The organism is Edwardsiella ictaluri ATCC 33202 (assembly GCF_000264785.1).
Classification (GTDB): domain Bacteria; phylum Pseudomonadota; class Gammaproteobacteria; order Enterobacterales; family Enterobacteriaceae; genus Edwardsiella; species Edwardsiella ictaluri.
In genome coordinates, this window is record NZ_AFJI01000082.1 from 46,395 (window position 1) to 68,642 (window position 22,248).

A 22,248-nucleotide genomic window follows, 5' to 3' on the forward strand; every position below is an offset into this window, starting at 1 on the left:
TGGCAAATCAAATAGCCTAATGGGATAGAGTCTTAGCTGATATCGGTGTATAATTCCCGCTGTTGAGGTTGTCTCATGGCCAGTGTTAACGCTCACTGCTCCCATTTTCAGTCTGCTCAGGTTTACAACCTTTAAGGGCTGTGACCGGGTCCGCTGTCGTGATTGGTACCCTATATTCCTGCTCTCTTATACCTATGAAGCCCGTAAGCTCGGAGTTAAAGAGCAAATTACTGAAATGGTATTCAACGGATCCGATGTCCGGGATACAATAAGAACATCCAAAATCGGCATTAACACCGTCATTATTCGCACTTAAAAAAACGCACGCCGAGGCGAATAACATCATCCCTGTTGCTCATGAAGATGTGGCGCTTATCTGCGAACTCGATGGGCAATAGCGTTTCGTCGGAATCAAAACCCGACAACACTGGTTTTGGTATGCATACAACACCACAACAGATGGCGTTCTGGTGTTATAGGTTTGGACCACGTACTTATGATATATTCCGTGAGCTGCTGATTCTGCTTACATCGTTTAATCTCGGCATGATAGCCAGCGATGACTGGGTCCGTTATGCCAGAGAATTCCCGAAAGAGATGCCTCTGATCGGTAAAATATTTACTCAGCGGATTGTGCATAATAATCTGATACTTTGCACCCGCATTCAGCGGCTGAATCGTAAAACAAGCTCAGCTAAGATTAACGGGAAAAGCATTGGTACCTTCATAGAAAAATATATGTTCTACTAATTGGATGCATCACCGTTGGTGTGTTGATTGGTGAAGTGGATCCAATTTTTCATTAATATGGAAGAGAATTCATATGTTTTTTGTTCTCAATAGGTGGGTTGTTATTTGTTGATGATAAGGCCGAGGTCTATATATTATTTAATTTAATAAGGAAGTTGCTTTGTAAAATAATAAAAATATTGGTATTGAGGATAAGTTTTGATGGCTGGAAGCATTGTTAAAATATAATGGTATATTATGAGTTCACTTCTAAAAAATTCCATATCTTTACTTGCAATGCAAGGGATTAACTACATACTACCACTAGTAACGCTACCTTACTTGACTAGAGTTCTGCATGTATATCCATTTGGTATATATAGTGCAACGATGAGTGTTGGCGCTTATGTAATATTGTTCATAAATTTTGGTTTTGATCTTAGTGCGACGAGGAAAATCGCAAAAAACAAGGGTGATAATTATGCTATTAGCGCCATATTTTTTAATGTTATCTTGGCTAAGTTTTTGTTATTTTTTCTCTCGCTTGTTATCGTGTTTTTATTGCTTTATACGATTGATTCATTTTATCCTATTAGGTCTTTATTCTTTTTATTAATACCTCAGTTTATTGGCTGTGTTTTTTTTCCTGCTTGGTTATATCAAGGGGTGGAGCGGTTATATCTAATATCAGCAATAACATCTGCCACAAAGCTATTAATTATTCCTCTGTTTTTTTTATTTGTAAGAGATGCTGGTGATATTGATAAAGCTATAATTATCTCTGGTTTCCCGCTGTTCTTTTCTGGTATCATTGGTTTTTATCTAGCATATAAGTTAAATATCATCAACTTTTCAGATGTGAGGGTAAGGGTTAATGATGCTATTCTTTTGATAAAAGAATCTACTTCTGTTTTTATTGGGGCTGTGGCTATAAGTATATATACGGCATGTACTCCAATTATTTTAAGCATTGTTAGTAATTATACTGAGGTCGGCTATTTTTCAGCAGTAGATAAATTAAGAAGTGCTATTTTAGGTATGTTTATTGTGCTAGGTCAGGTTTTTTATCCAAGAGCTACTGTTTTGTTTGAAAGTAATTTTTCAAAATATAAGCTATTTATAAGGCGAATTATTTTTTCGCAGATTATTTTTGGCGGGGTTGGGACGATATTATTTTATTTCTTCATGCCAATCATTGCGCCATTTATTTTAGGGCGTGGTTTTCATGGGTTGACAGAGCTCATTGAAATAATGGCCCCAATGATATTATTAATTCCTTTGTCTGTAATATTCTCTAATTGCATTCTACTGCCAATGGGGAAGAGTAAATTGTTTTATATTGCTCCCATAATAACAGCTATAATACATTTGCCATACTCTATTTATTTGAGTGAAAAGTATGGCGCTTTTGGTGGCGGGGTCTCGATATTAATAACTGAGGTCCTTAGTTTAATGTTGTTAGTGTTTTTTTCTTATAAATACGCAAATTTGAAAAGCATTTTTTGAAGTGAGAGGATTACATAAGGCACATGTTGTTTTATGGATTGGAGAGTCAATTAGGTGAGGGCTATATATAATTATAGGCTTTGTTGAATCATGCTGTTTGCAGTGTTGAGGGGAGGGTTCAAGAAGACATATTTCTCTACACGCTCTAACCACATGATTTTTCGTCACTAGGGTTGGCCACTATATTGAGATAACAGCATAAAATAGACTTATACAACAACGCTTAAGCCACATGTAATAACAAACAAATGGTTTGGGGAATATAACTATGAACATCCGTATAAACTCCTGAATAACCTGACTCTAGAGGAGTTTTGGATGACGAATACAAGCGACGGAAGCCTAAAGGAATTATGAAACTAAAGCTGGCGTTTTTGCAGTAGGCTATTTAATAGGAATGTATGCAGCTAAATTAATGATAGAAAATGATAAGCCATCAATCTTTAGTGATTGTATACTTCATGTGTATGATATTAATAGTAAAATATTACACATGTTATCCATGTATGATTTTAGAGGGTTGTTAAAGGATGTGTAATTGTATTAAAGGTGATGGGGAATGTTTCCTACAAAAGAGTTTAAGTATTTTGACTTTTTTTGTGTAATAGAGGGATTGTTCAAAGTGTTGCTCTCAAAATTGTCCGTTAATCGTAGTGTGAATCTTTTGTTTTTTTATTTGTTTTTTTCTGTCTTTGTGTTGATATTTATATTCAAGCCTCCGTTTCATTTTTTTTTGCTAAACGCATTATTTATTCATGTATATTCACTGGTTGCTTTGATTTTCTCTTTTTTCTATAGAGTAAAGCGAAAATATATCATCATCTTTTTTATTTTTTTATTCCCATTAAGTTATTTGACTATTATGGACAGAGTTACTGCTGCATATCCGCTTGTGGTGGCTCTTTTTTCATTATTAATCATCTCTGATAAGTTTCAGTTTCATAATTACTCCTGTCGCAATTTAACGCACTTTATTTTAATTTCTACTGTTCTTTTTTCATTTTTATTTCTGTATGAATCACACATCGATCGTTATTCGTTAGTTAATGGCGATCCTAACTATACCAGTTTGATCTTATTAACTGTGCTACTTATTTCTTTTGTATTTTCTGTGAGTAATAAGCTTAAAGTGTTAGTTTTATTATTAATGCTTTTTGTTGTTTATTTGACAAAATCAAGAACGGCAATATTGGCTTTGGCTGCATTTTTTCTATGTTGTAAGATTAAGCGGAAATTATTGTTGTTCTATTTTATATTATTTGTGTCTATAGCCTCTCAGTATTTCTTTTCATACATATTCCCTTCAATACTGTCTGATCTCGATTTCGGCCATAGCCGATTTTTTGATTTAAATGATGCCAGTAATATGGAAAGGATAACTATTTATAAGGAGGCCGTGGATTTTATATTATCCCATTTTACTCACTTTATTATTAATGGGGTGACTAATTATTTAGAAATAAACAAGTTGGCTACTAATATACCACATAATTGGTTTATCCAGTTTATTCTTGGGTTTGGGTTTTTATTTTCTATTTATTATTTGGCGGTGGTTGTTTTTGTTGCAAAAATAGTTTCTGGTAAGTCTTATTATCTATTGGCTTTTATGTGTTTTTTCTTTGTTTATGCATCATTTCTCAGTTATTATTCTTTAGCAACTCCATTATTATTTTTGGTGTTATCTCTATTCGTGTGCCATAGTATTGAAAGAGTGGCGAGATAATGAATGTTGTTTTATGTCGATTGCGTTATAATATTGAGTGTTTTACATCCACATTATAAGAATCCATTGAACCTATGAAAACTTTTATTATATCCTTGAAAGATGAAGTCGCTCGTAGAAATAGCATTAGCGATAGGTTACATCATCATGACTTCGAGTTTTTTGATGCGGTTGATTTGAGAGTGGCATCAGATGATGTGCTTTCAGCGGTAAAATGTAAAAATATTAATTATAAACATCCAGCAATTAGAGAGCATATGACAAAAGGAGAGATTGGATGTGCTTTAAGTCATATGCAGCTATATAAAAAAATTGTTGATGATAATTTAGCATTTGCTAGAGTAATTGAAGATGATGCGGTTATTTTAAATCATGATGAAAAGATTCTTAATGATTTCATATTGGCTTTGGAAATGAAGAATATAGACTGGGATATCATGTTGCTGGGATATTCTAAGTTAAAAGCATGTGATTCTTTTGGTTTTTATCTTAAGGAGCCAATTAAAAATATCGTAAAGAGCGGTGCATACTCTTTAGGAATACCATTTAGGAACTGGACTTGTGGAACGGTAGGATATCTGGTTTCTCAAAGTGGTGCAAAGAAAATGATTAATAATGCTGCCTTTGGTAAGGTATGCACTGTTGCTGATGATTGGCTTTTTTTTGAAAAAAATTATAATTTAAAAATACTTCATATAAGACCTCTAATTGTATTGGAGGACTTTGAGTCGTATGAAAGTTCAATAGAGACAGATAGAAAAACTTATGTTAATCATGAATCACATATCTCATTCTTTTTAAGAGTTATGAGAGGGGTTGTAAGGAAAGTATATTTATCTATCTCTTGGAAAAGTTTATGAAAATACTATATGTTATTACAGGGTTAGGGTTGGGTGGGGCAGAGAAACAACTTTCTTTATTAGCAGATAATTTTACTGCTAGAGGTGAGCAAGTTTCAATCGTTTATTTAACCGGAGAGGTACTGGTTAAGCCGAAAAACAAAAATATAAAAATATATAATCTAGGTATAGATAAAAGTTTTTCTTCACTAATCAAGGGGATCTGGAAACTAAAATCAATAATATCTGACGTTAGGCCTGATGTGATCCATTCGCATATGTATCATGCTAATATCTTAGCTCGTATTTCATGTTGCCTTTCCCTATTTTCATCTAGGTTAGTGTGCTCGGCTCATAATAAAAACGAGGGGGGGCGAGTTAGGATGATTATTTATCGAATGACTGATTTTCTATGTGCTAAAACAACAAATGTTAGTCAGGAAGCTCTGGATGAGTTTATAACTAAGAAAGCATTTAGAAAAAGAAAGTCTAGTTTAGTCTATAATGGAATAGATCTTTCTATCTTTAAAAAGAAAAGCACTAATATTCAAAATATTAAAAATAAATTAGGAATAAATTTTGATGAGAAGGTGATATTTTGTGCAGGTAGATTAACAGAAGCAAAAGACTATCCTAATTTGATCCTCGCAATATCTAAGATGCACCAGAAAAAATGTAAGATTATCATTGCTGGTGATGGTCCCATGCGTAGTGATATAGAGAGACTAATTGATCGTTGCCATCTATCGCATCGGATTTTACTTATTGGGATAATTGATAATATTTCTGATTACTATAATTTATCTGATCTATTTGTATTGCCATCTCGCTGGGAGGGTTTTGGGTTAGTTGTCGCAGAGGCTATGGCATGTGAATGCCCAGTGATAGCAACTGATGCAGGGGGTGTTGCTGAGGTTCTTTCTAATGCTGATTGGCTGGTTCCAATTGCTGATAGCAGTAAATTAGCTGAGAAAATTGATGAGTTTTTTTTGCTTGACTCTTCAGAAGTTAAAGATATCAAAGCGAAAAACAAAGACCATTGTGAGAACCAATTTTCCATTGGGGCTATAATTAATAATTGGTATGCCATTTATAATGGGATAAGATCGAAATTATAATATGAAAAAAATATTTTTTGTAATTACAAAATCAGAGATTGGCGGTGCGCAAAAGTGGATTGTTGAGCTATCCAATATTTTAAAAGAACAATATGAAATTTTCATTATTACATCTGGAGATGGATGGCTAACATCAAAATTTGATTCATCTCACGTCATTCTTTACCCAGGGTTATTGAATCTTAAGAGTATTTTTTGTTTTTTTAAATTGGCTAATATATTTCGGAAATATAAAGCTGATATCGTTATTTCAAGCTCTGCAAATGCTGGGGTTTATGCGAGGTTATCTAAATTCCTATATTCTCATAAAAGCATTTATGTTTCCCATGGATGGTCTTGTCTTTATAATGGCGGAAGATTAAAAAAGATACAGTGCTTGGTTGAAAGATTTCTATCATTAATTTCAGATAAAATACTATGTGTTTCTGAGAATGATATGAATAATGCTATAAAATTTATAGGGATAAAAGAAAAAAATTATTTGTCATTAGAAATGGTGTTAGCCCCCTGAAAAAAAAGAATGTTATTAATGTGAGAAAGAAAGTCCTCTTTGTTGGAAGAATGATTCATCCCAAAAGACCCGATTTGTTCGTCGCTGTAGCAGACAGTTTTCCTGATGTGGATTTTTATCTGGTAGGTGATGGTCCTCTAAAACAAAGGTTAGAGACATCCTGTCAACATAATAATGTTTATTTTCTTGGCGAGATTAATGGGTTTGACAGTTTTCAGTGCTATGATATTTTTGTACTTTGTTCTGATAGTGAAGGTTTACCTATGTCAGCATTGGAAGCCGCTTCTTCTGGGGTGCCTATTTTATTAAGTGATGTAGGTGGTTGTTCTGAACTAATTACTTTAATGAATAATGGATGTAGTAATGGCGAGTTATTTTCTAATGATATATCTTCGTTAAGATGTAAGTTAGGTGCTGTTTTGCTTGAATATGATAAATATTTTTCATCTGCTCAGGTTGTAAGCGGTTGCTTTGATATAAACAATCTTGCTGAAAAATATATTGAATTAATTGAGGGTGATAAATGAAATTAGCAATCATTGGCGGTTCTGGTTTTATCGGTACGCGTCTGGCTACGCAGTTAAAAAATAATAATGTTGAATTTACTATTGTTGATAAACGAAACAGCGAAACGTTTCCGGAGTGTTGGCAATATGGAGATGTTACTAAGCCTGAATCACTTGAAGAACCATTGAAAGGCGCAGATGTCATCATTAATCTCGCCGCAGAGCACAAAGATAATGTCCATCCAATCAGCCTTTACTATGATGTAAATGTCCAAGGTGCTAAAAATGTTTGTGATGTCGCTGAAAAGCTAAACATACAACATATTGTATTTACTTCATCAGTTGCAGTTTATGGTTTTGTGGAAAAAGAAACCGGAGAAGATGGGAAGTATAATCCTTTCAATGATTATGGTAAGTCAAAATTAGAGGCTGAGTTTGCGTATGATGCCTGGCAAGCGAAAGTACCAGAGAGAACATTGGTAACAGTCAGACCAACCGTTGTCTTCGGTGAAAATAATCGCGGGAACGTATATAACTTATTCCGCCAGATAGCATCAGGTAAGTTTTTGATGATTGGCCCAGGGCTGAATCAAAAATCAATGGCGTATGTTGAAAATATGGCCGCCTTCTTGAGGTTTTCGACCACGATGGGAGCGGGGCGTCATGTTTTTAACTATATAGATAAACCAGACTTTAGTATGAATGATTTAACTGGGGTGATTTGTACAGCATTACATCGCCATAAAAACAATATTCGTATTCCTTATGCGGTTGGCCTGTTAGGTGGCTATTGCTTCGATATCCTGGCAAAGGTTACCGGTCGAGAGTTCCCCGTAAGCAGCATTCGTGTGAAGAAGTTTTGTGCTCGTACTCAGTTTAAGTCAAACCATATCGCGCAAACGGGATTTAAAGCGCCGGTAACGTTAGAGCAGGGTATCGCCAATACGGTTCGTTACGAGTTTTTGGAGAAGCATGATGACAAGTCTTAAAGCCGTTATCCCCGTCGCCGGACTGGGGATGAAGATGTTGCCGGCCACCAAGGCCATCCCGAAAGAGATGCTGCCCATTGTTGATAAGCCGCTGATTCAGAAAGTTGTCCATGAGTGTTTGTCCGCCGGGGTGAAAGAGATCATCCTGGTCACCCATTCATCCAAGAATACCATTGAGAACCACTTCGATACTTCCTTTGAGCTGGAAGCGCTGCTCGAGGCGCGCGTTAAGCGCCAGTTGCTGGATGAGGTACGTTCCATCTGCCCTCCCGGGGTGACGATTAACAGCGTGCGTCAGCATAGGCAGCTGGGTCTGGGACATGCCATTCTTTGTGCCCGTCCTCTGGTGGGAGAACATCCTTTTATCGTCGCGCTGCCGGATATCTGGTTAGATGCCAGTACCTTCGATCCTGAAACCCAGAATCTGGCAGCGATGGTCAGGCGCTTTGAGGAGAGCGGGCGCAGCCAGGTGCTGGTGCAGCCGATGCCGCTGGAGGCTTTGCCGGAGTATTCGGTGATTAACTGTGCCGATGCGGTGCTGGAACCGGGGCAGAGTGCGTGTATGACCTCGATTGTCGAAAAACCTGAGGATGCGGAAAAGTACCACTCCGATCTGTCGGCGGTCGGGCGCTACGTCTTGTCGGCCGCCATCTGGCCGATTTTAGCTGCCACCGGCTTTGGCGCCTGGGAGCGCATCCAGCTCTCCGACGCTATTGCAACCCTGTTGCAGCACCGTCCGGTCGAGGCCTACCGTCAGGTGGGGCTATCCTATGACTGTGGCGATAAATTGGGGTATGCTGAGGCCTTTGTCGCCGGTGGGTTAAATCACTCTCAGCAGGGAGCGGCCTTTACCGCCTGGCTGCAGGATGTGCAGACGCGAATTGAATGATTCAGGGTATTTAGCATGGCAATTTTAGTGACCGGCGGCGCCGGCTATATCGGTTCTCATACGGTGCTGGCGCTGCTGTCCCGTGGGGATGAGGTGGTAGTGCTGGATAACTTTGTCAACGCCTCTGTGCAGGCGCTGGCCCGGGTGGAGCAGATTTGTGACCGCCAACCCCACCTATACCGCGGTGATGTGCGCGATCGGGCGCTGCTGCAGCAGATTTTTGCACAGCACGTCATTAGCGATGTGATTCACTTCGCCGGTCTAAAGGCCGTGGGTGAGTCGGTGGAAAAACCGCTTGAGTACTACGACAACAATGTCAGCGGTACGCTGGTGTTGCTGGAAGAGATGCGCCGCGCCGGCGTGCAGGGCTTTATCTTTAGCTCCTCGGCGACGGTGTATGGCGATCCGGAGTCAGTGCCGTTGACGGAAAGCAGCCGTACCGGCGGGACGACCAACCCCTATGGCACCTCCAAGCTGATGGTCGAGCAGATCCTGCAGGATGTATCCCGCGCTAGACCTGAGATGCGGATTACCGCGCTGCGCTACTTTAATCCGGTGGGAGCTCATCCATCGGGGCTTATCGGTGAAGATCCCAACGGGATACCCAATAATCTGATCCCTTATGTTGCTCAGGTGGCGGTGGGAAAACTGGCCTGCCTGTCCATCTTTGGCCATGATTATCCCACACAGGACGGCACCGGGGTACGCGACTATATTCACGTGATGGATCTGGCCACCGGCCACCTTGCCGCACTCGATCGTCGCGATGAGGGGGCCAGCTATAAAGTGTATAACCTGGGGACGGGCGTCGGGTATTCTGTTTTGGATATCGTTGCCGCATTTGAGAGGTGCTCCGGGGTTACTATACCTTATCGCTTTGCACCGCGCCGCGCGGGTGATATCGCCGAGTGTTGGTCCAATCCCGCCTTGGCGGCGCAAGAGTTGGGTTGGTGTGCGCAGTATGGTCTGGAGGCGATGATGACCGATACCTGGCGCTGGCAGCAGAACAACCCGAATGGATACCAGGATTAATTTTATTAACACAAAGGTATGTGATGAAGATAGCGATTAGCGGTACGGGCTACGTCGGCCTGTCCAATGGAATTTTGCTGGCTCAGCATCATGAGGTGGTGGCGCTGGATATTGTGGCGGAAAAGGTCGGGATGCTTAACCGGCGTCAGTCACCGATCGTGGATAAGGAGATCCAGGAGTACCTCACTAACCGCTCCCTGAATTTCCGCGCGACGCTGGACAAGGAAGAGGCGTACCGCGGCGCTGATTTTGTCATTATCGCGACGCCGACCGACTATGATCCCAAGAGTAATTACTTTAACACCGCCAGCGTAGAGGCGGTGATCCGCGATGTGCTGGCGATTAACCCGGCGGCGGTGATGATCATCAAGTCGACCATTCCCGTCGGATTCACCCGGCAGCTGCGTGAGCGCCTGGGTATCGATAACCTGATCTTTTCGCCGGAGTTTCTGCGCGAGGGGCGGGCGCTGTATGACAACCTGTATCCGTCGCGTATCGTGGTCGGCGAGCGCTCTGAGCGCGCGGAGCGCTTTGCTGCGCTGCTGCAGGAGGGGGCGATTAAACAGAATATCCCGACTCTGCTGACCGATTCGACGGAGGCGGAGGCGATCAAGCTGTTTGCCAACACCTATCTGGCGATGCGGGTTGCCTATTTTAACGAGCTGGATAGCTATGCCGAGGCACTGGGACTCAACAGCCGCCAGATCATTGAGGGGGTCAGCCTCGACCCGCGCATCGGTAACCACTATAACAATCCCTCGTTTGGCTATGGCGGCTACTGCCTGCCAAAGGATACCAAGCAGCTCCTGGCCAACTACTCCTCGGTGCCCAATAACCTGATCCAGGCGATTGTCGAGGCCAACCGTACACGTAAAGACTTTATCGCCGACTCGATTATCGCGCGCAATCCGCAGGTGGTGGGCGTGTACCGGCTGATTATGAAGAGCGGTTCGGATAACTTCCGCGCCTCCTCGATTCAGGGGATCATGAAGCGCATCAAGGCTAAGGGGATCAAGGTCGTGATCTTTGAGCCGGTGATGAAAGAGGACAGCTTCTTCCGCTCAGAGGTGATCCGTGATCTGGAGCAGTTTAAGGCGATATCGGACGTGATCATCTCTAACCGTATGGCGCCGGAGCTGGATGACGTGGCGGATAAGGTCTACACCCGCGATATCTCCGGCAATGACTAACCATTACCGGCAAATTTTGTAAGACAAAATTGGCCACTGAGGTTAGCATAATGTCCATTGGATCATACTGACCAACACCTGCCTCCAACGCACGCCCCAGGGCGTGCGTGTCGTTTCAGCCGGGGGAGATTTTTACAGGATAATTTATGCGTGTTTTAGTAACTGGCTGCGCCGGCTTTATCGGTGCCAATCTCTGTGGTCGTCTGCTGGCGGCGGGGCATCAGGTCGAGGGCATCGACAACCTGAACGACTATTACGATGTGTCGCTCAAGCAGGCGCGCCTGGCGCCGCTGCAGGCCGATGCCAACTTTACCTATCATCCGATCGATATCGCCGACAGCGAAGCCATGGCGGCGCTGTTTAGCGCCGCCCACTTTGACCGGGTGGTTCACCTGGCGGCGCAGGCGGGAGTGCGCTACTCCCTGGCCAACCCGCTGAGCTATGCCCAGAGCAACCTGCTGGGACACGTCAACGTGCTGGAAGGCTGTCGTCACAGTAATGTGGGGCATCTAATTTACGCCTCCTCCAGCTCCGTGTATGGGTTGAACAACAAGGTGCCGTTCTCGACCGCCGACCGCGTCGATCACCCGATTTCCCTGTATGCCGCCACCAAGAAGTCCAACGAGCTGATGGCGCACTCCTACTCTCATCTGTACGGGCTGCCGACCACCGGCCTGCGCTTCTTTACGGTCTATGGGCCGTGGGGACGCCCGGATATGGCGCTGTTCAAGTTCACCAAGAGCATGCTGGAAGGCAAGCCCATCGATATCTACAACCATGGCGATATGCAGCGTGACTTTACCTATATCGACGATATCGTCGAAGGCGTATTGCGTATCATGGACGTGATACCGCAGCCAAACGCCGGGTGGCGGGTCGAGCAGGATTCACCGGCCGCCAGCTCCGCGCCATACCGTATCTATAATATCGGTCACGGCAGCCCGGTGCGCCTGATGGACTACATCACGGCGCTGGAGGAGGCCCTGGGGATCGAGGCGCAGAAGCACTTTATGCCGATGCAGCCGGGCGATGTCTACCAGACCTATGCCGATACCGAGGATCTGTTCGCGGTGACCGGCTACCGCCCGCAGGTGGGGGTGAAGGCGGGGGTGCAGGCCTTTGTTGATTGGTATTCTCTGTATTATAAGATATAATGTTGCGCATTGTTGTTTAAAATGTCAAAAACATATGGATCTTTATATTTGTCTTACGCCATTACAGGCTTTAATTGCTGAAAAAATAAAGGAAAAGCAAAAAGACGATGGGCATCTTATATATGTTAGTTCGAAAGATAATGATGTTAATAAAAGAGCTTATAATAAAATAAAAAAGCAGATGCAGTTGTCATTTTATATGGGGGATACGCGAATATTATGGAAAATATTTCGTATCTTCTTTATTTTATGGGGTAAGAGGTATAAGACAGTATATGTCGCAAGCATAGATAATATAGTTGTTCACTATGCTTTATCCTACTCTAAGTTTGAAAGGATTGAGACGTTTGATGATGGAACATTAAATATTAGTTATGATGGTGTCTATTATCATGACCCGGTGAATCCCAGCCTAATTAATACGATTGCGCATAAAATTCTTTGCAAAGCTTATGATCGAGAAAAAATACAGAAAAATAGCCGTAAGCATTATAGTATATATAAAGGGATGCGAAATATTATATCCAATGTAGAACTCGTAGATTTATTTGACTTCAATCGATCTTATAATCCAGGTGGGGATAATGAGATATCAATATTTTTAGGTAGTGTCTATAAAGAAATTTGCAGTGAAAATAGAGATGATTTGATAAATAAAGTATTGTTGTTTTTAAAATCAAAAGAAAACATGTATTATATTCCACACCCGCGAGGAGAGACTAACAGTTCATTTTCAAAATACTATCTCGATAGTGCTTTTTGCTGTAATGATTTGGCTGAGTTTATAGTTATTAGAATGCTTGGGGAATATTCAAAAATCAACTTATATGGATTTTCCAGTAGTGCTCAATTTAATCTGATTAATGTTCCGGGGATATGTTGTTATGTAGTAAAGTATAATGGTTCCAATAAGATTATAGATGGCATTAGTGATAAATTAGTAAAAATGGGTGCTGAGACTATCGTGCTGTAGTTGAGTGGAAATTACTATGCGGAAAAAAAATAAAATAGTTGTTATTGGAGCGGGAGGATTTTCAAAGGCAATATTGGATAGCATTGATTACACTATGTATGATTTGATCGGGTTTTTAGATACTTATAAAAAAGGAATTCATCAAGGCTATCCAATATTATTTAATACTTTTGATGAAATAAAAAAACCTAATGAGTATGTTTATTTTATTGGCGTTGGTGAACCTAAAATTCGGTGGTGGTTTTATAATGAATTGAAACGTAGGGGGTTGGAGCTGATTAATGTTATAGATAAAACAGCTATAGTATCGTCTCATAATGTTATTCTTGGCCAGGGGGTATATATCGGTAAGATGTGTATTGTCAACAGCGATACAAAAATTCATGATGCAGTAGTAATTAACACAAGAGCATTAATTGAGCATGGTAATATAATTGGTTGTTGCTCTAATATATCTACAAATGCTGTTTTAAATGGTGATGTTCAAGTCGGTGTGAGAACATTTGCCGGGAGTTGCAGCGTGATTAATGGGCAGCTAACTATTGGTAATGACTCAGTTATTGGCTCAGGCTCAGTGGTGATTAGAGATATTCCAGATAACGTTGTAGTTGCGGGCTCCCCGACGCGTTTAATCAGAGAGAATCATGATGAATAAAGTGTATATCGTTGCTGAAATTGGCTGTAACCATAATGGCGATCCTCTACTGGCTAAAAAAATGGTTGAGCAGGCAAAAGCCGCTGGGGTGGATGCCGTAAAGTTTCAAACATTTAAAGCAGATTTGCTGATTTCAAAGTATGCACCAAAGGCGGAGTATCAGATAACGCAAACTGGCTGCGAAGAGTCTCAGCTTGAGATGACACGCAAATTGGAGCTTGCATATGATGACTTTATTGGATTGTCACAATATGCAAAAAGCCTTGGCTTAGATGTTTTCTCTACCCCTTTTGATTTTGATTCAATCGATTTTCTTGCTTCATTAAAACAACGCATATGGAAAATTCCATCTGGAGAGTTATTAAATCTTCCTTATCTTGAAAAAATAGCAAGACTAGATATTACTGATAAGAAAATTATCATATCGACCGGAATGGCAACGCTAGATGAAATTAATATGGCATTGCATGTATTGCATAACAATGGTGTCAAAGCAAGTGATATTACCATTCTACACTGTAATACAGAATATCCTACACCCTATTCTGATGTGAATCTTAATACGTTGTCTAGCTTTAAGAATATTTTTAAAGAATATCAGATTGGATTCTCCGATCACTCCCCTGGATATTTTTCAGGGATTGCAGCTGTGCCTTATGGTATCTGTTTTATCGAGAAGCATTTTACTTTAAATAAAGAATTTCCCGGTCCAGATCATAAAGCATCGGTGACTCCAGATGAATTGCGACTCTTATGTCAGGGGATTCGGGCTATTGAATTAGCATTAGGCAGCTATGATAAAATTGTGACTAATTCTGAACGCAAGAATAAAATAGTTGCTCGAAAATCGATCATTGCCAAACAGAATATAAAGCAAGGTGAGGTTTTTACTTTAGAGAATATTACAACCAAGCGTCCAGGTAATGGAATTAGTCCTATGCATTGGTATCAGGTCTTAGGCAGCATTGCAGAGCGAGATTTTTGTGAAGATGAACTGATCTATTGCTCTAACTTGAGCATGCAGGAGCTATAAGATATATGAAAGTTGCCATCATTCCAGCTCGCTCTGGCTCAAAGGGATTGCGCAATAAAAACATTCTAATGTTAATGGATAAGCCATTAATTGCGTATACTATTGAGGCTGCTATAAACTCTGGTGTGTTTGATAGGGTGATTGTTTCTACTGACTCAGATGAGTATAAACGCATTGCAGAGTCATTTGGCGCAGAGGTTTTTATTAGAGATGCGGCGTTAGCCTCTGACTCAGCAACATCCTATATGGTGGTTGAGGATGTTTTGAGTAAAGTTAGTGATATACAGTATTTTGCATTGCTGCAGCCAACATCGCCTTTTCGTACTGCGGAGCATATTAAGTCTGCTGCTGCTTTATTTTATTCATCAGAGCATAGCTTTTTAGTCTCAATGGTACAAAGTGATAAACCCTCCTATCTTATTAAACCGTTGGCGGAAGATCTGACCTTAAAATATTTTGATATTGATTTTAGTTTATATCACCGACAGGATAATAAAGAATACTTTCCAAATGGTGCTATATTTATGGCTAAGCCAGAGGCTTATCTGAAGAGGCGGCATTTTTTTGGTAGTGATAGCGTGGCCTTTATCATGAGTAAAGAAGACTCTCTTGATATTGATGATCGATATGACTTTGAAGTTGCTATAAATATACAGATGCGCCGGTGTAAAAAAGAAATTTTGCGAGAAAATATTATAAATAGAATTGCAGAAAAGAAAGAGCTAATGTGTTTAAATACATCGATAACATTGCTTGGTCATTCCATTTTTGATTATTGGCTGGTTGATAATATTAATGGTGAGGAAGTAAACAACCTGGGTATTGCTGGAATTAATACTAAAGAATATATTGATCTTATTTTGGATAGATCATTAATAAAAAATATTGGTGATACTGCTATTATTATGTTGGGTACTAATGATATGGTGCTCAATGACTGGGATATTACATTTTCTGCTGAATGGGTCAGGGAATTTATTGATAAAGTTAGAATAATAAAAAACAATGTGGCTATTTATTTTATTGCAGTACCACCAGTGAGGGGGCGAGTTGATCGAAATAATGATATTATAACTCAATTGAATATAATATTAAGGAAGGTTTGTTTGGATAAATCTATTCATTGGATCGGGCTTTCCAACGAGTTTTATGATGAATATGGGAATCTACCTGCATCATATACCTATGATGGATTGCATTTTTCACAACTTGCCTATACGAAATTGAAAGAAAACATTGAGACTGCATTGTCATGAAGCATTTGCTATGTGTTACTGGTTCACGCGCTGAATATGGAATTTTACGCCGATTATTAATGTTGCTATCTCGTACGGAGGGGGTCAAGTTAAGTATCATCGCGACAGGGATGCATTGCGATCCTAAATATGGGAGCACATATAAAAATATTGTGAGTGATGGGCTTGATTTAAGTAAAGTTATAGATATTAATTTAGACTCATCAAGCAATGAAAAAATAATAAATTCAATGTCGCTTTGTCAGAATGCGTTTGCCTCAATTTTCGCTAATCATGATTATGATGCTGTCATGATCTTGGGTGACCGTTATGAGATTTTTTCTGTTGCCACTGTGGCGGCTATGAATAATATTCCCCTGATTCATCTTCACGGTGGCGAGAAAACGTTAGGGAATTATGATGAATTTATTCGACATGCAATCACTAAAATGAGTAGTCTTCATCTGGTTTCGACAGAGGAATACCGCAAGCGAGTCATTCAATTAGGAGAACATCCCAGCTCAGTTATTAATATTGGTGCATTAGGGGCTGAAAATTGTCGTAGCCTCGCATTGCCTGATAAACAGGATTTAGAGTCTCGTTTTGGTTCTTTGGTTAAGCCGTATTTTGTGGTGGTGTTCCACCCGGAAACGCTGACTAAAGTCTCATTGACGGAGCAAACATTAGCCTTGATTACGGCGTTAAGCGTATTTTCTGAAGAGTATGATTTCATATTTATTGGCTCTAATGCCGATACAGGCTCAGAAAAGATTATTAATATTATTAAGTCATTCTGTTTGCAGAGTGCATCTCGCTATATGATATCAGTGAGCCCTGAAGAATATTTGGGCTTAGTGAAGTATTCTTGTGGTTTGATAGGTAACTCATCTTCAGGGATTATTGAAGCTCCTTCGCTGAATATTGCAACGATTAATATTGGGGATCGGCAGAAGGGGCGTGTTCACGGTGATAGCGTGATTGATGCAGCCTGTACAAAAGCTGCGATCATTGCGGCGATTGAACTAAGTCAGTCAAGCTGTTTTCAACAAAAAATAGCCATAATCAATAACCCTTATTATAAAAAAAATACGTTAGAAAATGCTGTTGGAGCTATTGTAAGTTTTTTATTATCAGATAGAAATGTAAACTATAAGGATTTTTATGATATTGATCTTGATGTGTAATGCTTTTTCTTGCTCTTTTTCTAGGAGGGGGTGTGAGTTTACTTAAAGGAATCGGTGTATATCTTACATCGAATATATTAAATGCACTTATTCCATTTTTTCTCTTGCCGATATTAACCCGAAGTTTATCGATCGAAGAATATGGGCAGGTCGTGATGTTTCAGACATTTCTATCAGCAGTTTCGGTTATTGTTGGATTGAATGCAATAGGTGCGGCAAACCGTAAGTATTATGATGGGGGTGTTGATCAAATAGTATTAATGAAATTTAATGGAAGCTGTTGTCATATTCTATTGGTTAGTTTCTTGTTTCTTTCTTTTGTAGGAATAACATTTAAGGCACAGCTGGCGAAAATATTATCGATACCAGAATGGTGGGTATTTTATGCAATACTGGCTGCTTCATTTCTATTCGTAACAAATATGCGGCTAGGCCAGTGGCAGATTAGAAATAAAGCGAAATCATTTGGTTTATTACAAGTTGGTGGTGGCATTGGCAATATGCTGCTGTCAGTTATTTTTGTGGTTCTTCTGCATCTAAATGGAGAGGGGCGCATAGATGCTATAGTAATCAGTTCGGCCTTAACTGCAGTATTCAGCATGGCTCTTCTCTATCGCGATAGATTAATTGATGTCTTTTCCTTTCGGTTGGAGTATATAAAGGAAGCATTACATTTTGGTGTTCCTCTTCTACCTCACTCCTTTGGAATGCTACTGCTAAGCATGAGTGACAGGTTTATTATTAATCATAAGCTTGGCGTTTCTGAGGTTGGAATTTATATGGTCGCTCTTCAGTTAAGTTCTGCATTAGCAGTTATATTTGATGCTATCAATAAAGCATTCATTCCATGGTTATTTTATGGATTGAAGAATGAGTGTTTTATTGAAAAGCTAAAGATCGTGAGAATTACATATTGTTATATGTTGTCTTTGCTTTTTATTGCGTTTTTGGCATTTTTTATTGCTCCATATGTTGTTGTGATGATTGCTGGTGATAAATATGCTGCGGCAGGTAATATTATTGGATGGGTCTGCCTTGGACAGATTTTTTCTGGTATGTATCTTATGGTTACTAACTATATCTTTTATGCCAAAAAGACACAATATCTATCGTTGACGACAATTATTTCTGGCGTGTTAGGTGTTGCCCTATTATTTGCAGGTGTAACCTATTTCTCTTTGCTAGGGGCTGCGGTGGCTTTTGCACTCGCGAAATTTATCCATTTCGCATTGACATTCTATATATCTAATAAGGTCTATCCCATGCCTTGGGGAGCCGTAATCAGATTATGTAATAAAAAAATGTAATGGCCTATATTTTTAGATGATGAACCCTGTGACGACAACACAATCCATGCCATCCATCGGCCGATGGCAGCAATCGATATCCCTGAAGTGCAAAGATGAGTTAACATATTACCCACAATTATGCTGTGCAGTGGGCACAGCCGGTATGTGTTACACAGGAGTTTGTCATGTCCAAGCAACAGATCGGTGTAGTGGGAATGGCGGTGATGGGGCGTAACCTGGCACTGAATATCGAAAGCCGTGGTTATAGCGTCTCTATCTTCAATCGCTCACCTGAGAAAACCGATGAGGTGATGGCGCAAAACCCGGGGCGGAAGCTGGTGCCATACCATTCTGTGCAGGCGTTCGTGGCCTCGCTGGAGACACCGCGCCGCATTCTGCTGATGGTGAAGGCGGGTGAGGGGACAGACAAGACCATCGCCTCTCTGACGCCCTATCTGGAGCCGGGAGACATCCTGATCGATGGTGGGAATACCTTCTTCCAGGATACCATCCGCCGCAACCGTGAGCTGTCGGCACAGGGCTTTAACTTTATCGGCACCGGGGTCTCCGGTGGTGAGGAGGGGGCGCTGAAGGGGCCATCCATTATGCCCGGCGGGCAAAAGGCGGCCTATGAGCTGGTCGCGCCGATCCTGACGAAGATTGCCGCCGTTGCCGAAGATGGTGAGGCCTGCGTGACCTATATCGGGCCGGACGGTGCCGGTCACTATGTGAAGATGGTACACAACGGTATCGAATACGGTGACATGCAGCTGATCGCCGAGGCCTACTCCCTGCTGAAGCATGCCGCCGGGATGCGCAACGACGAGCTGGCTGCCACCTTTGCCGAATGGAATCGCGGCGAGCTGAGCAGCTACCTGATCGAGATCACCGCCGATATCTTCGCCAAGAAAGATGACGAAGGGAATGATCTGGTCGACGTGATCCTGGACGAGGCGGCCAATAAAGGCACCGGCAAGTGGACCAGCCAGAGCGCGCTGGATCTGGGGATCCCGCTGACGCTGATCACCGAATCCGTCTTTGCCCGCTATCTCTCCTCGCTGAAAGCGCAGCGCGTGGCGGCCTCCCGGGTGCTGAGCGGCCCGCAGGCGCAGACGCTGCCGGCGGCAGAGCGCGCTGCTTTTGCCGATAAGGTGCGCCGTGCCCTGTATCTGGGCAAGATTGTCTCCTATGCCCAGGGCTTCCAGCAGCTGAAGGCCGCCTCTGATGAATATGACTGGTCGCTGAACTTTGGCGAGATCGCCCGCATCTTCCGCGCCGGGTGCATTATCCGCGCCCAGTTCCTACAGAAGATCACCGATGCCTATGCCGAAAATCCGGCGCTGGCCAACCTGCTGCTGGCACCGTACTTTAAGGCCATCGCGGATGAGTATCAGCAGGCGCTGCGCGATGTGGTCTCCTACGCCGTACAGCAGGGGATCCCGGTACCGACCCTCTCTGCAGCGATTACCTATTACGACAGCTACCGCGCCGCGGTGCTGCCGGCCAACCTGATTCAGGCTCAGCGCGACTACTTTGGCGCCCACACCTACAAACGCACCGATCGGGAAGGGGTGTTCCATACCGAATGGCTGGCGGAGTAAGCCAGCGGTCATACGTGAGTGACGTAATGATGCCAATCCGGGCCTGTGCCCGGATTTTTACTTTGTGGGGGAATTACCAAGTAACGCCGCATCTTGTTGCATAAAAACTCGGCACTCATTCCATTTTCTTGTGATAATGGGCTGTTTTTGTGCGCCCGTCGATGGTACAAACAGCAGTAGAGCGATTAACGCCAGTCCATGGGCTGCCAGGTTTGGTTTTTTAACTTAAGCAAAGGTGTTGATATGGAAAATGCAAATAAGCCGACGTTCCAGAACGTGCTGGAATTCGTGCGTACCTTCCGCCGCAAGAACAAGCTGCAGCGCGAAATCGCGGATGTTGAGAAGAAAATCCGCGATAACCAGAAACGTGTTCTGCTGCTGGACAACCTGAGCGACTACATCAAGCCGGGCATGAGTGTTGAAGCGATTCAGGCAATCATTGCCGATATGCGCGGTAACTACGAGGATCGCGTGGATGAGTACATCATCAAGAACGCCGATCTCTCCAAAGAGCGCCGTGATCTCTCCAAGAAACTGAAAGCGCTGGGCGAAGGCGAGTATAAAGAAGAGAAGTGATCTGCCACAGGTCAGGCAAGGGGCGGGGTCTATGGACCCCGTTTTTTTATACCCTGTAGCCGTCGGGCATGCTCCAACGATAAAAATCCCGCTTAAGTCAGCTTAAGCGGGATTTTCTGAATCTGGCTCCTCTGACTGGACTCGAACCAGTGACATACGGATTAACAGTCCGCCGTTCTACCGACTGAACTACAGAGGAATTGTGACAACGGGGCGCATCATAGCGAAGGGGGGCGCCACTGTAAAGGAGGAAATCACCTTATCGGTACGTTCGGGTGGAATTAAGGCAATATGCTGATTTTTTTGTCAGTTTGTCGTGGCAGGCCGTCTGTTGGAGGCGATGGGGCAAAAAGTCCGCTTCAGTTTCCTTAAGCGGGCTTTTCTGAATTTGGCTCATCTGACTGGAGCCGAACCAGTGACATACGGATTAACGTCCGCCGTTCTACCGACTGAACTACAGAGGAATCGTGACAACGGGGCGCATCATAGCGAAGGGGGCCGTCGCTGTAAAAGGGGGGATATCGCCACCCGCGTGCGTTTGGCCACAATAAGATCAATATGCTGATTTATTTGGCAATTTATAATAAAAAGAGTGATATGACACGATAGATGACAAAAAGCCCGCTTCAGTTTCCTTAAGCGGGCTTTTCTGAATTTGGCTCCTCTGACTGGACTCGAACCAGTGACATACGGATTAACAGTCCGCCGTTCTACCGACTGAACTACAGAGGAATCGTGACAACGGGGCGCATCATAACGAAGCGCCCCGGGTATGTAAAGAAGAAAATGCTGCCGCTTGCCCGTCCGGTCGAAATGACCGCAGCATGCCAGTGTGAACCGTACCTATTTTTCACAGGTGGAGTTCTACCGTCTGTGCAAAAAATAACGCCGCTGCTGGATATCCTCTGCGGTAGTCATGGGGTCGGACCGGTATGTCATGAGCTGAATATCGCCCCATCGATATACTACCGGTACCAGAATTACCATCAGCAACCTGAAACACGCAGTCAGCGTGACCGGCGTGATGATCACCTGAAGCTGGAGATGGAGATACAGCGCGTGTACGACGAAAACTACCGTGTCTATGACATACGTAAGGTCTGGCGCCAGTTGCAGCGTGCCGGCAGTAGTGTGGCCAGATGCACCATCGCGAGACTGATGAAAAACATGGGGCTTACCGGCGTGCTGCGGGGTAAAAAATTACGCACTACAGTCAGCCGGAGAGAGGCTGTTGCAGGCGAGCGGGTAAACCGTCAGTTCGTGGCAGAGCGACCCAATCAGCTTTGGGTCGCCGACTTCACGTTCGTGAGGACGTGGCAGGGCTTCGCGTATGAGGCGTTCATCATCGACGTGTTCGCCGGTGCCATTGTGGGCTGGCGTGTATCGTCATCGATGGAAACCACGTTCGTGCGGGATGCACTGGAGCCGGCGCTGTGGGCCCGACGGCTGTCACAGCGTCAAAGGCTCGCAGTACACACAGCGACTGCAGGAAGTGGAGCTTTTGGCTTCAACAGGG

Annotated in this window: 20 protein-coding genes, 3 tRNA genes, 1 pseudogene and 1 other annotated feature; of the genes and pseudogenes, 21 read left to right on the forward strand and 3 right to left on the reverse strand. The window is 42.6% G+C overall.

The annotated features are described in order from the left end of the window. Window positions 1–75: 75 nt before the first annotated feature. The 20 genes and pseudogenes from EIEH_RS18545 (at window position 76) to EIEH_RS12830 (ending at window position 20,732) form a co-directional block, all read left to right on the forward strand. Window positions 76–750, forward strand: a pseudogene (locus EIEH_RS18545) (IS1 family transposase). Between the two features lie 237 nt (window positions 751–987). Beyond that, a complete protein-coding gene (locus EIEH_RS12755) occupies window positions 988–2,235 on the forward strand; it encodes an oligosaccharide flippase family protein (RefSeq protein WP_015870667.1) in 1,248 nt (415 codons plus the stop codon). Between the two features lie 559 nt (window positions 2,236–2,794). Further along, on the forward strand, window positions 2,795–3,958 hold the full coding sequence (locus tag EIEH_RS12760) for an O-antigen ligase family protein (protein ID WP_015870668.1): 1,164 nt from the start codon (window positions 2,795–2,797) through the stop codon (window positions 3,956–3,958). A 74-nt stretch (window positions 3,959–4,032) separates the two neighbouring features. Further along, window positions 4,033–4,818, forward strand: coding sequence for a glycosyltransferase family 25 protein (locus tag EIEH_RS12765; RefSeq protein WP_015870669.1), 786 nt, complete (start codon window positions 4,033–4,035; stop codon window positions 4,816–4,818). Then, window positions 4,815–5,915 (forward strand): glycosyltransferase, encoded by a 1,101-nt coding sequence (locus tag EIEH_RS12770; protein WP_015870670.1) that lies wholly within the window; start codon window positions 4,815–4,817, stop codon window positions 5,913–5,915. The genes EIEH_RS12765 and EIEH_RS12770 overlap by 4 nt, the downstream gene beginning before the upstream one ends. Before the next feature lies 1 nt (window position 5,916). Further along, window positions 5,917–6,426, forward strand: a complete 510-nt coding sequence (locus EIEH_RS19755; protein ID WP_239642634.1) for a glycosyltransferase — start codon at window positions 5,917–5,919, stop codon at window positions 6,424–6,426. 20 nt (window positions 6,427–6,446) lie between these two features. Next, window positions 6,447–6,953, forward strand: coding sequence for a glycosyltransferase (locus EIEH_RS19760; protein WP_239642635.1), 507 nt, complete (start codon window positions 6,447–6,449; stop codon window positions 6,951–6,953). Then, entirely contained in the window at window positions 6,950–7,921 is a 972-nt protein-coding gene (locus EIEH_RS12775; protein ID WP_015870672.1) for an NAD-dependent epimerase/dehydratase family protein, read from the forward strand. Before EIEH_RS19760 ends, EIEH_RS12775 begins: the two co-directional genes overlap by 4 nt. After that, entirely contained in the window at window positions 7,908–8,810 is a 903-nt protein-coding gene (locus tag EIEH_RS12780; protein WP_015870673.1) for a sugar phosphate nucleotidyltransferase, read from the forward strand. Before EIEH_RS12775 ends, EIEH_RS12780 begins: the two co-directional genes overlap by 14 nt. A 15-nt stretch (window positions 8,811–8,825) precedes the next feature. Continuing rightward, window positions 8,826–9,842: a UDP-glucose 4-epimerase GalE gene (gene galE, locus EIEH_RS12785; protein ID WP_035609796.1), complete on the forward strand. Its 1,017-nt coding sequence runs from the start codon at window positions 8,826–8,828 to the stop codon at window positions 9,840–9,842. A 23-nt stretch (window positions 9,843–9,865) separates the two neighbouring features. Next, entirely contained in the window at window positions 9,866–11,032 is a 1,167-nt protein-coding gene (gene ugd / locus EIEH_RS12790) for a UDP-glucose 6-dehydrogenase (RefSeq protein WP_015870675.1), read from the forward strand. Window positions 11,033–11,178: 146 nt separating this feature from the next. Beyond that, window positions 11,179–12,186, forward strand: coding sequence for an NAD-dependent epimerase (locus tag EIEH_RS12795; RefSeq protein WP_015870676.1), 1,008 nt, complete (start codon window positions 11,179–11,181; stop codon window positions 12,184–12,186). Between the two features lie 34 nt (window positions 12,187–12,220). After that, window positions 12,221–13,159, forward strand: coding sequence for a glycosyltransferase family 52 (locus EIEH_RS12800; RefSeq protein ID WP_015870677.1), 939 nt, complete (start codon window positions 12,221–12,223; stop codon window positions 13,157–13,159). A 16-nt stretch (window positions 13,160–13,175) separates the two neighbouring features. After that, the gene (locus tag EIEH_RS17835; protein ID WP_015870678.1) at window positions 13,176–13,814 is read left to right on the forward strand and encodes an acetyltransferase; all 639 of its coding nucleotides are present in this window, start codon (window positions 13,176–13,178) and stop codon (window positions 13,812–13,814) included. Continuing rightward, window positions 13,807–14,847, forward strand: a complete 1,041-nt coding sequence (gene neuB / locus EIEH_RS12805; protein ID WP_015870679.1) for an N-acetylneuraminate synthase — start codon at window positions 13,807–13,809, stop codon at window positions 14,845–14,847. Before EIEH_RS17835 ends, neuB begins: the two co-directional genes overlap by 8 nt. Window positions 14,848–14,852: 5 nt before the next feature. Further along, the gene (locus tag EIEH_RS12810) at window positions 14,853–16,103 is read left to right on the forward strand and encodes a cytidylyltransferase domain-containing protein (protein WP_015870680.1); all 1,251 of its coding nucleotides are present in this window, start codon (window positions 14,853–14,855) and stop codon (window positions 16,101–16,103) included. Beyond that, window positions 16,100–17,266, forward strand: a complete 1,167-nt coding sequence (gene neuC, locus EIEH_RS12815) for a UDP-N-acetylglucosamine 2-epimerase (RefSeq protein ID WP_015870681.1) — start codon at window positions 16,100–16,102, stop codon at window positions 17,264–17,266. Before EIEH_RS12810 ends, neuC begins: the two co-directional genes overlap by 4 nt. A 32-nt stretch (window positions 17,267–17,298) precedes the next feature. Continuing rightward, window positions 17,299–18,573, forward strand: a complete 1,275-nt coding sequence (locus EIEH_RS12820; protein ID WP_015870682.1) for a lipopolysaccharide biosynthesis protein — start codon at window positions 17,299–17,301, stop codon at window positions 18,571–18,573. Window positions 18,574–18,740: 167 nt separating this feature from the next. Continuing rightward, window positions 18,741–20,156 carry an NADP-dependent phosphogluconate dehydrogenase gene (gene gndA, locus EIEH_RS12825; protein ID WP_015870683.1) on the forward strand — a complete coding sequence of 472 codons (1,416 nt, stop codon included), beginning with the start codon at window positions 18,741–18,743 and terminating at the stop codon, window positions 20,154–20,156. 243 nt (window positions 20,157–20,399) lie between these two features. Next, window positions 20,400–20,732: a DUF496 family protein gene (locus tag EIEH_RS12830; RefSeq protein WP_015870684.1), complete on the forward strand. Its 333-nt coding sequence runs from the start codon at window positions 20,400–20,402 to the stop codon at window positions 20,730–20,732. Between the two features lie 123 nt (window positions 20,733–20,855). Here EIEH_RS12830 and EIEH_RS12835 read toward each other — a convergent pair. From EIEH_RS12835 to EIEH_RS12845, 3 genes are all read right to left on the reverse strand, one after another. Further along, a tRNA-Asn gene (locus EIEH_RS12835) sits at window positions 20,856–20,931 on the reverse strand. Window positions 20,932–21,121: 190 nt separating this feature from the next. Beyond that, window positions 21,122–21,196: transfer RNA gene (locus EIEH_RS12840), tRNA-OTHER, on the reverse strand. A 192-nt stretch (window positions 21,197–21,388) separates the two neighbouring features. Beyond that, window positions 21,389–21,464 (reverse strand) — tRNA-Asn (locus EIEH_RS12845). A gap of 108 nt (window positions 21,465–21,572) precedes the next feature. Continuing rightward, window positions 21,573–21,689, forward strand: a sequence feature (AL1L pseudoknot). Here EIEH_RS12845 and EIEH_RS12850 point away from each other — a divergent pair. Then, on the forward strand, window positions 21,606–22,248 hold a 643-nt coding region (locus EIEH_RS12850), incomplete at its 3' end, for an IS3 family transposase (protein ID WP_160162448.1). It overlaps the preceding feature by 84 nt.

Bases quoted from the DNA above. Each gene is read 5' to 3' on its own strand.
- EIEH_RS12755 (WP_015870667.1), top strand. From the start codon at position 988: ATGAGTTCACTTCTAAAAAATTCCATATCTTTACTTGCAATGCAAGGG.
- EIEH_RS12760 (WP_015870668.1), top strand. From the start codon at position 2,795: ATGTTTCCTACAAAAGAGTTTAAGTATTTTGACTTTTTTTGTGTAATA.
- EIEH_RS12765 (WP_015870669.1), top strand. From the start codon at position 4,033: ATGAAAACTTTTATTATATCCTTGAAAGATGAAGTCGCTCGTAGAAAT.
- EIEH_RS12770 (WP_015870670.1), top strand. From the start codon at position 4,815: ATGAAAATACTATATGTTATTACAGGGTTAGGGTTGGGTGGGGCAGAG.
- EIEH_RS19755 (WP_239642634.1), top strand. From the start codon at position 5,917: ATGAAAAAAATATTTTTTGTAATTACAAAATCAGAGATTGGCGGTGCG.
- EIEH_RS12775 (WP_015870672.1), top strand. From the start codon at position 6,950: ATGAAATTAGCAATCATTGGCGGTTCTGGTTTTATCGGTACGCGTCTG.
- EIEH_RS12780 (WP_015870673.1), top strand. From the start codon at position 7,908: ATGACAAGTCTTAAAGCCGTTATCCCCGTCGCCGGACTGGGGATGAAG.
- galE (WP_035609796.1), top strand. From the start codon at position 8,826: ATGGCAATTTTAGTGACCGGCGGCGCCGGCTATATCGGTTCTCATACG.
- ugd (WP_015870675.1), top strand. From the start codon at position 9,866: ATGAAGATAGCGATTAGCGGTACGGGCTACGTCGGCCTGTCCAATGGA.
- EIEH_RS12795 (WP_015870676.1), top strand. From the start codon at position 11,179: ATGCGTGTTTTAGTAACTGGCTGCGCCGGCTTTATCGGTGCCAATCTC.
- EIEH_RS12800 (WP_015870677.1), top strand. From the start codon at position 12,221: ATGGATCTTTATATTTGTCTTACGCCATTACAGGCTTTAATTGCTGAA.
- EIEH_RS17835 (WP_015870678.1), top strand. From the start codon at position 13,176: ATGCGGAAAAAAAATAAAATAGTTGTTATTGGAGCGGGAGGATTTTCA.
- neuB (WP_015870679.1), top strand. From the start codon at position 13,807: ATGAATAAAGTGTATATCGTTGCTGAAATTGGCTGTAACCATAATGGC.
- EIEH_RS12810 (WP_015870680.1), top strand. From the start codon at position 14,853: ATGAAAGTTGCCATCATTCCAGCTCGCTCTGGCTCAAAGGGATTGCGC.
- neuC (WP_015870681.1), top strand. From the start codon at position 16,100: ATGAAGCATTTGCTATGTGTTACTGGTTCACGCGCTGAATATGGAATT.
- gndA (WP_015870683.1), top strand. From the start codon at position 18,741: ATGTCCAAGCAACAGATCGGTGTAGTGGGAATGGCGGTGATGGGGCGT.
- EIEH_RS12830 (WP_015870684.1), top strand. From the start codon at position 20,400: ATGGAAAATGCAAATAAGCCGACGTTCCAGAACGTGCTGGAATTCGTG.